The organism is Streptomyces lavendulae subsp. lavendulae (assembly GCF_002803845.1).
Classification (GTDB): Bacteria; Actinomycetota; Actinomycetes; order Streptomycetales; family Streptomycetaceae; genus Streptomyces; species Streptomyces lavendulae.
The window spans coordinates 2563418-2576151 of the sequence record NZ_CP024985.1 but is presented as its reverse complement, the minus strand read 5'-3'; the positions used below and the strand labels follow the sequence as shown (position 1 = coordinate 2576151).

The 12734-nt window shown below is 73.0% G+C and carries 8 protein-coding genes; 7 read left to right on the top strand and 1 reads right to left on the bottom strand.

Going from position 1 to position 12734, the window contains the following annotated elements; genetic code table 11:
* Positions 1-182: 182 nt before the first annotated feature.
* The 6 genes from SLAV_RS10655 to SLAV_RS10630 all read left to right on the top strand — a co-directional run bounded on the left by SLAV_RS10655 (position 183) and on the right by SLAV_RS10630 (position 9584).
* Positions 183-2243, top strand: coding sequence for a glycogen debranching N-terminal domain-containing protein (locus SLAV_RS10655; protein WP_394298634.1), 2061 nt, complete (start codon positions 183-185; stop codon positions 2241-2243).
* 111 nt (positions 2244-2354) lie between these two features.
* Positions 2355-3101 (top strand): NUDIX hydrolase, encoded by a 747-nt coding sequence (locus SLAV_RS10650; RefSeq protein WP_030239611.1) that lies wholly within the window; start codon positions 2355-2357, stop codon positions 3099-3101.
* Positions 3102-3259: 158 nt separating this feature from the next.
* Entirely contained in the window at positions 3260-5470 is a 2211-nt protein-coding gene (locus SLAV_RS10645) for an ATP-binding cassette domain-containing protein (protein WP_030239613.1), read from the top strand.
* 147 nt (positions 5471-5617) lie between these two features.
* Positions 5618-6559, top strand: coding sequence for a FadR/GntR family transcriptional regulator (locus SLAV_RS10640; protein WP_269470899.1), 942 nt, complete (start codon positions 5618-5620; stop codon positions 6557-6559).
* Between the two features lie 360 nt (positions 6560-6919).
* Positions 6920-8497 carry an RNA polymerase sigma factor gene (locus SLAV_RS10635; protein ID WP_030239622.1) on the top strand — a complete coding sequence of 526 codons (1578 nt, stop codon included), beginning with the start codon at positions 6920-6922 and terminating at the stop codon, positions 8495-8497.
* 232 nt (positions 8498-8729) lie between these two features.
* A complete protein-coding gene (locus tag SLAV_RS10630) occupies positions 8730-9584 on the top strand; it encodes a S1 family peptidase (RefSeq protein ID WP_030239623.1) in 855 nt (284 codons plus the stop codon).
* Positions 9585-9783: 199 nt separating this feature from the next.
* Here SLAV_RS10630 and SLAV_RS10625 read toward each other — a convergent pair whose 3' ends face one another.
* Positions 9784-10020 (bottom strand): DUF7455 domain-containing protein, encoded by a 237-nt coding sequence (locus tag SLAV_RS10625; RefSeq protein ID WP_030239625.1) that lies wholly within the window; start codon positions 10018-10020, stop codon positions 9784-9786.
* A gap of 448 nt (positions 10021-10468) precedes the next feature.
* Between SLAV_RS10625 and SLAV_RS10620 the strand changes: the two genes are divergently transcribed.
* Positions 10469-12589, top strand: coding sequence for a DNA gyrase/topoisomerase IV subunit B (locus SLAV_RS10620; protein ID WP_030239627.1), 2121 nt, complete (start codon positions 10469-10471; stop codon positions 12587-12589).
* The last annotated feature ends 145 nt before the right edge of the window (positions 12590-12734 follow it).

The window sequence follows — 12734 nt, the reverse complement described above, 5'->3', positions numbered from 1 at the left end:
CGCAGACAAGGCGGCACATGGCTCCCCCCGTACCTGAAACCGACCCTCCCAGGTCCCTTCCGCCCGACGTCCCGGGACACCGCACCGCAGTGGCCACCGAGGCCGGGCCCGGTGCCCCCGCCAGGGGCCCCGACATCCGGCCGGACGGACCGCCGTACGGCCGGCCGGCCGTGGGGGCGGCGGTGGAGCGGGTGCCCGCAGCATCCACGGAACGCCCGGCAGGTGCCCCGCCCGAGCCGGAACCGCAGGCGCGGCCGACGGGAACGCCCCCGCCGCGGCAGTCCGCCGTGGGGCCCGCGCGCCGCCCCGAACTGCCGCCGGTGCACAGCGCCGTCATCTGCGTCGCCGCACCCTGCCTGGTCATCTCTCCCGAACACGGCCAGCTGACCGGGCAGGGCATCGACGGCATCTACCGCTCGGGGCGGCGCCTGCTGTCACGCTGCGTCCTGCGCGTCGGCGGACGGGATCCGGTCGCCGTCCAGGGACGCAGCCTCGCCGCCGACCGGGCCTCCTTCACCGCCACCGTCCGCACCGGCATCGAGGCAGGCCCCGACCCCGACATCGGAATCGAGCGCGTCCGCCACGCCGACGGCACCGAGCGCATCACCCTGCGCAGCTTCGCCACCCGCCCGCTGCGCCTCCCCGTGGAGGTCTCCCTCGGCACCGACCTGGCCGAGCTCGCCGCCGTGGCGGCCGGGCGGGCCGGACCGGAACTCGCCGCCGGGGTGCACGCCGCCGGACTGCGCTGGAGCACGGGCGACGCCCTCGCCGTCACCACCGCCGAACCGGCCCCCGACGACGCCCTCGCCTCGGCCGGGCTGCTGCGCTGGCAGCTCGAACTGGCGCCGGGGGAGTCCCGCAGCATCGAGCTGCGGACCACACGCGACCGCTCGGCCCGGTCCCCCGCCGGACAGGCCGCGAACCCGCTCTCCGCCGCTCGCGCCGAGGGGGACGACCCGAGGGCCGACGCCTGGTTCCGGACCAGCCTCGACGACCTGCGCGCACTGCTCCTGAGGGATCCCGGGGCACCGGCGGACGCCTTCGCCGCGGCCGGAGTGCCCTGGCGGCTCGGGCTGGCCCCGGCCGAGTCGCTGTGGGCCGCGCGGATGGCGCTCCCGCTCGGCACCGGGCTGGCCGCCGCCACCCTGCGGACTCTGGCGCGGAGCCAGGCCGGGGGCCGGGGCCCCGGAGCGGGGAAGATCCCCGGGCCGCTGCGCGCCGCCGGGCCGCAGCTCCCACCGGGCTGCACCGGTACCGAGGCCACCCTTGGCTTCCCGGTGGTGCTCGCCGAGGCCCGCAGGTGGGGGCTGCCCGAGGAGGAAGTGGCCCGGCTGCTGCCCGCCGCGGAGCGCTGCCTGGGCTGGCTGCGCTCCGCGCTCGGGGAGGACGGCTTCCTGGCCGACCCCGATCCCGGGCCACGGCGCTGCGAGACCCAGGCCCACGCGCACCGGGCCGCGCTGCTCGGCGCCGACCTGCTCGCCGACTGCGGGCGGCCCGGAGCCGCGGAATGGCGGGAGTGGGCAGCCGCCCTGCGGGAACGGTTCCGGGCCCGGTTCTGGATCGACGGACCGGACGGGGGCCGCCCCGCCGCCGCCCTGCACCCGGACGGCCGTCCGCTGCCCCGGCTGACCGGGTCGGCCGCGCACCTGCTGGACACCGGCCTGCTGGGCGGCGGACAGTATGCAGCAGGCCTGCTGGACCCCGTCCGGACCGAGCACCTCGCCCGGTTGCTCGGAGCTCCGGCCATGGATTCCGGATGGGGGCTGCGCAGCATGGCCGCGCGCGAACCGGGCCACAACCCCTTCGGGCACCGGGCCGGAGCGGTACGGGCCCACGAGAGCGCCCTCGCCGTGGCCGGGCTCGCCCAGGCCGGGTTCGACAAGGAGGCCGCCGGGCTGCTGCGGGGGCTGCTCGACGCGGCGGAGTCCTTCGGGTACCGCCTGCCCGAGATGTACGCGGCCGAGCAGCGCACCGCCGGCAGCGCCCCGCTCCCGCACCCCGCGGCCTGCAGGCCGGCGGCGGTGGCCGCCGCCGCGGGGATCCACGCCCTCACCGCGCTCGCGGGCATCCGCCCGGACGCCCCGGCGGCGACCGTCGCCGTCACCCCGCGGGCGGGCGCCCCCCTCGGTGCGCTGCGCCTGTCCGGCCTGAGGGTGGCGGAGGAACCGTTCGCCGTCCGGATCAGCCGCCTCGGTGTCGGCATGGTGGAGGAGGCCGCCGATGGGCTCCAACTGCGGGGCTAGCCCCGCGCGGCCGTCCGGGGTGGTCGCGAGGATCCGGTCTGGGTTCCAGATCACCGTCTCCGGGATCACCAAAGCTCTGTTTATCGTCAGGCAGACGACTATGATCGCGGCATGTCGCCCTACGACCCGTCGGCCTTTCCGCCCTTCGCCGTCACCGTCGACCTGGTCGTGCTCACCGTGCGGCGCCACGCGCTCTGCGCGTTGGTCGTCCGACGGGGTGAGCAGCCGTTCCAGGGCCGCTGGGCGCTGCCCGGCGGGTTCGTCCGCGGGGACGAGGACCTGGGGGCCGCGGCCGCCAGGGAACTCGCCGAGGAGACCGGGCTGTGCGCGCACGACCCGGCCGCGCCCGGCGTGGACAACGGCGCCCATCTCGAACAGCTGGCCACGTACGGGGACCCGCAGCGCGACCCCCGGATGCGGGTCGTCAGCGTGGCCCACCTGGTCCTCGCCCCCGACCTGCCCGCGCCCCGGGCCGGCGGGGATGCCAACAGCGCCCGCTGGGCGCCCGTCGACGAACTGCTGGAGAGCGCCGACCAGGCCTCCGCCGGGCTGGCGTTCGACCACGCCCGGATCCTCGCCGACGGTGTGGAGCGGGCCCGCTCGAAGATCGAGTACTCCTCCCTGGCGACCGCCTTCTGCCCGCCGGAGTTCACCGTCGGAGAGCTGCGCCGGGTGTACGAGGCGGTGTGGGGGGTGGCGCTGGACCCCCGCAACTTCCACCGCAAGGTCACCGGCACCCCCGGTTTCCTGGTGCCGGCCGGTGGGACGACCACCCGTCAGGGCGGCAGGCCGGCCCAGCTGTTCAGGGCGGGCGGGGCGACCCTGCTCAACCCGCCGATGCTGCGGCCGGAAGTCTGATCCTCCCCGGGGGCACCTCCGGCGTCCGCCCGGGTGGTCTCGGGCGGCAATCACGGCACCGGACCGGACCGGTTGCGTAGAAAATCGGACATATCGCGTTATCTTGCTTGCGGTACTCTCCCTGCCGCAAAGCGGTCTCACCCCCCGCGAGAGAAGCGATGCTCCAGGCCATCGGACTCACCAGCACACCCCGTCGAGAACTCCCGCCCGTCGTGAACGACCTCACCTTCGAGGCCCGCCCGGGGTACGTGACCGCCCTGCTCGGCGAGCCGGGTTCGGGCAAGACCACCGCGCTGCGGCTCATGCTCGAACTCGAACCGGGACGGGGCGTCACCTACTTCCGCGGCCGCCCGCTGCACCGGATCCCGCATCCGGGCCGTGAGGTCGGCGTGCTCCTCGGAGACGTTCCCGGACACCCGTCGAGGACGGTCCGCAACCAACTGCGGATGCTCAGTGCCGCCGTCGGGGTACCCGCCTCCCGGGCGGACGTCCTGATGGAGGTCGTCGGCATCGGCGGTCTGCGCGACCGGCGGCTCGGGTCGCTCTCGACCGGCATGGAGCGCCGCGCCGCCCTCGCCGCCGCCCTGCTCGCCGATCCGTGCACCCTGCTCCTCGACGAACCCGCCGCCGGGCTGCATTCCCGCGAGCGGGCCTGGCTGCACGGGCTGCTGCGCGGTCACGCCTCCCTCGGCGGGGCCGTGCTCTTCACCACCGACGATGCGAAGGAGGCCGCCCGGTACGCCGACCGGGTCGTCTCCATCGCCTCGGGCCGCCTCGTCGCCGATCAGGAAGCCGCGGACTTCGCCCGTACCCGGCTGCGGCCGCGGGTCGCCGTGCGGACCCCGCACGCAGCCCGGCTCGCCGACGTGCTCGGACGTGAGGCCCGCTCCGCCCACAGAGTGGTGGAGATCGTCGAGGAGAGCGGCAGCCGCCTGTCGGTGTACGGCAGCAACTGCGCCGAGATCGGCGAGGCGGCGTTCCGGCACGGCGTGCTCGTCCATCAGCTCGCGGACGAGACCGGGGACGCCGGCGCGCCCGTGCCGCCGGTGCCGCAGGCCCGGACCCGCGTCGGGACCACGGCCCGGCTGGACGTCCGGGCGGACGTCCGGGCGGAGGCGCGCGCGGACATTCGGGCCGAGGCCCCGGCCCGCCAGGTCCCGGGTTCCGCGCAGGGCTCCGTTCCGCCCTCCGCCGCGGGCTTCGTGGGGGGAGCCGAGGCCTCGGTCCACGGGGGCCCCCGCCCCGACCACCGCGCCGCGCTCCTCACCGGGCCGGCGTGCGCCGACCCCGGTACCGGAGCCGGTCCCGAGGGCGAACCAGGCGTGACCCCGGTCCGCGCCGCTCCCCCTGCCCGGGAGGCGGCACCCGACCTGGCTCCGCCCCCGGAACCGGCCCGGTCCGCAGGGCAGGGCCCGGCTGCGGCACGGGTCCCGGCCCGGCTCCTCCCCGCGGTCGCCGACGCCGCGGTCGCTCACGCCGCGGCGGCCGGGGGCCCCGACACGTCCGAGCGCCCCGGCCCCGAGGGTGGCGGTGGCGCCGGGCCGAGTCATGCCCGTCCCGGGCGGGGCTCTTCCGGACTGCGGAGGGTGCGGCGGGTGGGCGGCCCGCTGTGGCCGCTGCGCTACGAGCTCCGCCGGGTGTTCGGCACCGCCACCCCGCTGCTGACCGCCGCCCTCGTCGTCACCGTCTCCGCGCTCACCTCCCTGGTACTGGCACGCGCGGGCCACACCCCCCGGAACCGGCTGCTCGCCGCCTGGCCGGAGCTCCTCCCGCTGCCGCCCGCCGCGCTCGGCGCCGGGCTGCTCGGCTCCCTGGCCTTCGGCGAGGAGTACCGCTACCCCGCCCTCGCCGCAGACCGGGGCACCGTGCCCCGCCGGCTGGGGCTGCTCACCGCCAAACTCGCAGTGAGCGCCGCCCTCGCCCTGGCCCTCGGCATCCTCGCGGTCGCCGCCGACAGCACCGCGCTCCGGCTCGTCTTCGGTTCCGGGCCGCTGAGTCCGCCGGTGGAATGGATCTCCCCCGCGGCGAGTTGGGCCGGGCTGCTCGTCGGCTGCGCCTGGGCCGGGGTCCTCGCCTCCGGAGTGTTCCGCGCCGCGTCCGCGGGCTTCGCGGCGGTGCTCGCCGTACCGGTGGCCGTCGTACCGCTGGTGCGCAAGGTCCTCGACGGGCCGTCCGCGTACCCGGTGACCGGGATCGCCTCCCGGCTGCGCGGCCTGATCTGGTCGCCGTGGCCCCCGGAGGCGGACCGGATCGTGCTGGGGGTCCTTCGGGTGATGGTTCAACCCGTCGGCACCGCACTGGTGTTGTCGCTGATGGTCCTGTTGTGCGCCTATGCGTTCACAGGACTGCGCGGGCGCGTCCGTTGGTGATCGTTCCGGTGCGGGAGGCGACTTCGCCTGGACCGTAGAAGTCCGGATCGGGCCGGATCACCCGAAGCGGACCGCAACTCCGCGCAAAAGGCCCGGTTCTTTACGATAAGTCGTCAATTGCGTAGGTGGCACCGATCACCCTTTCGTGTGCTTTTCACCAAAGACCTCAAGGGTGATGGGGGCACGGCCGACAAAGGATTCGTGAGTACCCTTGCGCACACCATGATGACCGCCGCCCGCCATGCCGACACCGGCCTCGCCGGCTCGGGCGAACTCGACCGCTACCCCTACCCGGAGGCCTCCGGGTCCGACCGGGTCGGACCGCCCCACTGGGACGGGGGCGACGTCGAGCTCAGCCGCGTCGGCCGCCGGGCGGCAGGCAGCCGCGGCCGCGGTCTGCACGGCCAACTCGTCCAGCAGCTCGGCCAGATGATCGTTTCGGGCGACCTCGGCGCGGACCGGCCCCTGGTCCCCGAGGAGATCGGCCAGCGCTTCGAGGTCTCCCGCACGGTCGTCCGTGAATCCCTGCGGGTCCTGGAGGCCAAGGGCCTCGTCAGCGCCCGCCCCAACGTGGGCACCCGCGTCCGGCCCGTGGCCGACTGGAACCTGCTCGACCCCGACATCATCGAGTGGCGCGCCTTCGGGCCCCAGCGCGACGACCAGCGCCGCGAGCTCAACGAGCTCCGCTGGACCATCGAGCCGCTGGCCGCGCGCCTCGCGGCCGGCCACGGCCGCCCGGACGTCCAGCAGCGCCTCGCCGACATGGTCGAGATCATGGGACACGCCCTCGGGCAGGGTGATGCGATCACCTTCGCGCGCGCCGACAACGAGTTCCACGCACTGCTGATCCAGGTCGCCGGCAACCGCATGCTGGAACACCTGTCGGGCATCGTCTCCGCAGCCCTCCAGGTCTCCGGCAGTCCCGTCACCGCCTGCGACCGTCCCGGCGAGACCTGCGTCGCGCACCACGCGCGGATGGTCGAGGCGCTCGCGGCCGGTGACGCGACGGGTGCCGAGAGCGCCATGCGTCAGCTCCTGACGGTGCATCCGGAGGTCGAGCGCGTGGTGCCCGCCCCGCGCGAGCACTGAGGCGTCGACGCGCGGGGGCGCGGGGGTGCACCACCGGTCGCCGGGCCCGTTTCGGGTCCGGCGACTCCGGCGTGCGGGGCCTTCCCGGGCCTGCCGGAAGCAGGCGTACGACCGTGGGACGGGCACGGACGGGAACCCGATGTGATTCGGGCCACGAAGATTGGGCGTAACGCTCCGCGACGTCACGCGATGACGTAAGAGGTGATGGCCGACGGAGGGAAGACAGCAGCCCTTGGGGGTGCTGTGCAGCTCCCCGGCCCCTGCCCGCGCCCCCGGCCCATCCCCAGTCGGTGGTCGTCGGCTCCGGTCCAGCACCAGGCCGGGGTCGGAAGCCGTTCCCATCGTTCCGAGAGGTTGTTCGTGTCGGCCAGCACATCCCGTACGCTCCCGCCGGAGATCGCCGATTCCGAGTCTGTGATGGCGCTCATCGAGCGGGGCAAGGCCGAGGGGCAGATCGCCGGCGATGACGTGCGTCGGGCCTTCGAGGCTGACCAGATTCCTGCGACCCAGTGGAAGAATGTTCTGCGCAGCCTCAACCAGATCCTTGAGGAAGAGGGTGTGACACTGATGGTCAGTGCCGCGGAGTCGCCCAGGCGCACCCCCCGCAAGAGCGTCGCGGCGAAGAGCCCCGCCAAGCGGACGGCGACCAAGACCGTCGCGGCGAAGACGGCGGCCCCTCCGGCCGCGGCCGGAATCGTCGCGGACACCGGGACCGGGACGGCGGAGCCGGACATCACCGACGCCCTGGCCGAGGAGCCCGTGGCCGAGCCCGCCGCGAAGAAGACCGCAGCCCGGAAGACGGCCGCGAAGAAGGCCGCTCCCGCCAAGAAGACCGCGGCGAAGAAGACGGCCGCGAAGAAGACCGCGGCCAAGAAGGACGCGGACGAGGACGGCGAGGAGACCGCGGACGAGGGCCCCGACGCCCCGAAGGCCGAGGCCGAGGAGGAAGAGGAGGGCGGGGAGAACAAGGGCTTCGTCATCTCGGACGACGAGGACGACGCCCCCGCCCAGCAGGTCGTCGTGGCCGGCGCCACCGCCGACCCCGTCAAGGACTACCTCAAGCAGATCGGCAAGGTCCCGCTGCTCAACGCCGAGCAGGAGGTCGAGCTCGCCAAGCGCATCGAGGCGGGCCTGTTCGCCGAGGACAAGCTGGCCAACTCCGACAAGCTGGCGCCCAAGCTCAAGCGCGAGCTGGAGATCATCGCCGAGGACGGCCGCCGCGCCAAGAACCACCTGCTGGAGGCCAACCTCCGTCTCGTGGTCTCCCTGGCCAAGCGCTACACCGGCCGCGGCATGCTCTTCCTGGACCTGATCCAGGAGGGCAACCTGGGCCTGATTCGCGCGGTGGAGAAGTTCGACTACACCAAGGGCTACAAGTTCTCCACGTACGCGACCTGGTGGATCCGGCAGGCGATCACCCGCGCCATGGCCGACCAGGCCCGCACCATCCGCATTCCGGTGCACATGGTCGAAGTGATCAACAAGCTCGCCCGCGTGCAGCGCCAGATGCTCCAGGACCTCGGCCGCGAGCCCACCCCGGAGGAGCTGGCCAAGGAACTCGACATGACCCCCGAGAAGGTCATCGAGGTCCAGAAGTACGGCCGCGAGCCGATCTCCCTGCACACCCCCCTCGGCGAGGACGGCGACAGCGAGTTCGGTGACCTGATCGAGGACTCCGAGGCGGTCGTCCCGGCCGACGCCGTGAGCTTCACGCTGCTGCAGGAGCAGCTGCACTCGGTCCTCGACACGCTGAGCGAGCGCGAGGCCGGGGTGGTCTCGATGCGGTTCGGCCTCACCGACGGCCAGCCCAAGACCCTCGACGAGATCGGCAAGGTCTACGGGGTCACCCGCGAGCGCATCCGCCAGATCGAGTCCAAGACCATGTCGAAGTTGCGCCACCCGTCCCGGTCCCAGGTCCTGCGCGACTACCTGGACTGACCGACGGAACGGCCGAAGGGTCCGGTGCCGCCGGTCCGGGCCCGGCACGGGTGCGCCCCGGGCCGGGACCGGGGCGGACGGCGACCGGGTCCTGAGCGGATCCCGAGCGGCCCCGTACCGGATCTCCACCGGCCGGGGCGCGGGGGCGCGCGACGGTGGCCGCGCGGGTGCGCCCGGCCACCGGGCGACCCACTCTGGGTGGAGTCATGCACACTCAGAGTCAGGAGGCCTCATGCGTCGTTCCTTCGCCCGTGCTCTGGCGGGCTCGCTGACCCTGGTGGCGGGAGCGGCCGTGCTGCCGCTGGCCCAGGCCCCCGGGGTGGCCGCGGACAGCGTGGTCATAGGCGGGAAGCCGGTCAACGTGGCCGACAGCCCGTGGGTCGTGGCCCTCGCCAGTCGTGACCGGTTCGGGGGTACCCGGGACGGACAGTTCTGCGGGGGCGTCGTCGTCGCCCCGACCACGGTGGTGACCGCGGCCCACTGCCTGGGCCGGCAGGTGCTGGGCGGGCCGGTCGAATCCGTCGCCGACTTCCGTGTGATCACCGGGCGTACGGAGCTGCGCGCCGACGAGGGCCGGGAGATCGCGGTGCGCGCCGCCCGGGTGAATCCGGCCTACGACCCCGGGAGCAACGCCGGGGACCTGGCCGTGCTGGAACTGGCCGAGGCCGTTCCGGCGCAGTACGTGCTCCCCATGGCCGGGGACGGCCACCCGGCGTACGCCGCGGGCACCGACGCGGCCGTGTACGGGTGGGGCGACACGAGCGGCTTCGGGGACTACGCGTACGGGCTGCGGGCGGCGCAGGTCACCGTGCTCGCCGACGACGTCTGCCGGCGGGCGTACCCGGGGGACTCGGACGGTCAGTACCGGGCGGACTCCATGGTGTGCGCCGGGGACCGGGACGGCGGCAAGGACGCCTGCCAGGGGGACAGCGGGGGCCCGCTCGTGGCCGGGGGGCGGCTGATCGGGCTGGTGTCGTGGGGGCGCGGCTGCGGGCGCGCCGACAGTCCGGGCGTGTACACCCGGATCGCCCCGTTGGTCGGATTCGTGAGCGGCGCCGAGAGGGCCGCGCGGCCCGGCGGGGCGTAGGACACCGCACGGGGTGTCCGGAGGGGCTCCAAGGGGCCCGTACGGCCCTGCACGGGGGTGCGGGGATGTACGGGCCTCGCCCATGGGGCCGGGAAGTGCCTCGGATATGAGGACGGGCGGCGTCCCTGGTTCTCAGAGATGCCGCCCGTCGACCGGCCTGGCCGGTCCTGGCTCGTCGGATGCGAGGTTAGGCCTTGTGTCAGCGGTCCTCGGTGTCGGCAGCGTTAGCGGCCGGAGCGGACGTGAGCCGCTCGGTCTCATCCTGTATTTCCGCGGCGATCTTCTTGAGTTCCGGCTCGAACTTACGCCCGTGGTGGGCGCAGAAGAGCAGTTCACCACCGCTCAGGAGGACGACGCGCAGATATGCCTGGGCGCCGCAACGGTCGCATCGGTCAGCGGCCGTCAGCGGGGTCGCGGGTGTCAGAACAGTAGTCACGTCGCCTCTTCTCTAGCTCGACGAGCTGTCGTACCAGGGTCAACATCCAACCAGGCCGAAAACGTTCCCGCTCGCGGCTTTTCCTCGAAACTTCCTTCCGAAGCTGGCCGGCTGCTGCCGGTTGGCGGCGAAGGAGCCGTATTGCGTTGCTTTACGGTTTCGCGTTGTCAGTCGTTCGCTGTGTAGCAGTTCCCGTCCTCCCCGGCGTGAGTGCCGGTTGTGCATGAGGACGTGCCCGAACCCTAAATGGTTCATGCCTGGAAGGGAACGTGATGTTTGCTTCACCCTCACGGGGGATCGAACACCCGTGCGGATCTGCACTAGGCTGGTGAAGCGACGAGGGTGGCGTTGCATCGGCTCTACCAGGCCTCGGTACCCTCTGACCGGCAGCCGAGCCACCCCTGCGCCCGACCGGGCCAGAAAAGAAATTCAGCGAGGAGCGAACTGCGTGACCGCCGACACGTCCGTGCCTTCCAGCGCGCTGCTGTCCGGAGCAGACCGGGACGGTTCCAACTACACCGCGCGGCACCTGCTCGTCCTCGAAGGCCTTGAGGCCGTTCGCAAGCGCCCCGGCATGTATATCGGCTCCACCGACAGCCGAGGCCTGATGCACTGCCTCTGGGAGATCATCGACAATTCCGTCGACGAGGCCCTGGGCGGCTACTGCGACCACATCGAGGTGATCCTCCACGAGGACGCCTCGGTCGAGGTCCGCGACAACGGCCGCGGCATCCCGGTGGACGTCGAGCCCAAGACCGGCCTGTCCGGGGTCGAGGTCGTCATGACCAAGCTGCACGCGGGCGGAAAGTTCGGCGGCGGCTCCTACGCCGCCTCCGGCGGTCTGCACGGCGTCGGCGCCTCCGTGGTCAACGCCCTCTCGGCCCGCCTCGACGTCGAGGTCGACCGCGGCAGCTCCACCCACGGCATCAGCTTCCGCCGCGGCGTCCCCGGCATGTTCACCGAGCAGGGCGCCGACAGCCCGTTCGACCCCGCCAACGGCTTGCGCAAGATCAAGCGCATCCCCAAGGGCAGGACCGGCACCCGGATCCGCTACTGGGCCGACCGCCAGATCTTCCTCAAGGACGCCCGGCTCAACCTGGAGACCCTCTACCAGCGGGCCCGCCAGACCGCCTTCCTCGTCCCCGGCCTGACCCTGGTGGTCCGCGACGAGCGGGCCATCGACGGCGCCGGCAAGACCGAGGAGACCTTCCGCTTCGACGGGGGCATCAGCGAGTTCTGCGAGTACCTCGCCCAGGACAAGGCCGTCTGCGACGTGCTGCGCCTGACCGGCACGGGCACCTTCAAGGAGACCGTCCCGGTCCTCGACGACCGCGGCCACATGACCCCGACCGAGGTCACCCGCGAGCTCGGCGTGGACATCGCCCTGCGCTGGGGCACGGGGTACGAGACCAACCTCAAGTCCTTCGTGAACATCATCGCCACCCCCAAGGGCGGCACCCACGTCTCCGGCTTCGAGCGCTCGGTCGCCAAGACCGTCAACGAGGTCCTGCGCTCGGCGAAGCTGCTGCGCGTCGCCGAGGACGACGTGGTCAAGGACGACGCGATGGAGGGCCTGACGGCCGTCGTCACCGTCCGCCTCGCCGAGCCGCAGTTCGAGGGCCAGACCAAGGAGGTGCTCGGCACCTCCGCCGCGACGCGGATCGTCGCCGCCGTCGTCGCCAAGGAGCTCAAGGCCTTCCTGACCTCCACCAAGCGCGACGACAAGCAGCAGGCCCGCGCCGTGATGGAGAAGATCGTCGCGGCCGCGCGGACCCGGATCGCGGCCCGTCAGCACAAGGACGCGCAGCGCCGCAAGACCGCGCTGGAGTCCTCCTCGCTGCCGGCCAAGCTGGCCGACTGCCGCAGCGACGACGTGGACCGCAGCGAGCTCTTCATCGTCGAGGGCGACTCCGCGCTCGGTACGGCCAAGCTCGCGCGCAACTCCGAGTTCCAGGCCCTGCTGCCGATCCGCGGCAAGATCCTCAACGTCCAGAAGTCCTCGGTCTCGGACATGCTCAAGAACGCCGAGTGCGGAGCGATCATCCAGGTCATAGGGGCCGGCTCGGGCCGCACCTTCGACCTCGACGCCGCCCGCTACGGCAAGATCGTCCTGCTCGTCGACGCCGATGTGGACGGCGCGCACATCCGCTGCCTGCTGCTGACGCTCTTCCAGCGGTACATGCGGCCCATGGTCGAGGCGGGCCGGGTCTTCGCGGCCGTCCCGCCCCTGCACCGCATCGAGCTGGTCCAGCCCAAGCGGGGCCAGGACAAGTACGTGTACACGTACTCGGACAACGAGCTGCGCCAGACCCTGCTGGAGTACCAGCGCAAGAACATCCGGTACAAGGACGCCATCCAGCGCTACAAGGGCCTCGGCGAGATGGACGCGGACCAGCTCGCGGAGACCACCATGGATCCCCGCTTCCGCACCCTGCGCCGGATCAACATCGGCGACCTGGACTCCGCCGAGCAGGTCTTCGACCTGCTCATGGGCAATGAGGTCGCCCCGCGCAAGGAGTTCATCACGGGCTCGGCGGCCACCCTGGACCGCTCGCGCATCGACGCCTGACCCGGGCCGGGACGCGGTCCCGGCACACCGGCGCTCTTCCCTCCCTCACCTGAAGGAGTGAAGAGCGCCGGGACATCGGTCCTGAAATCGACCATTGAGCACATCCTTGTGGGCACGCGGCCAATGCGGCGGCGGACAAGGAGAG

What these genes read in the sequence shown, in the direction of transcription:
- SLAV_RS10650 (WP_030239611.1), top strand. Translation starts at nt 2,355, where the DNA reads ATGTCGCCCTACGACCCGTCGGCCTTTCCGCCCTTCGCCGTCACCGTC.
- SLAV_RS10645 (WP_030239613.1), top strand. Translation starts at nt 3,260, where the DNA reads ATGCTCCAGGCCATCGGACTCACCAGCACACCCCGTCGAGAACTCCCG.
- SLAV_RS10630 (WP_030239623.1), top strand. Translation starts at nt 8,730, where the DNA reads ATGCGTCGTTCCTTCGCCCGTGCTCTGGCGGGCTCGCTGACCCTGGTG.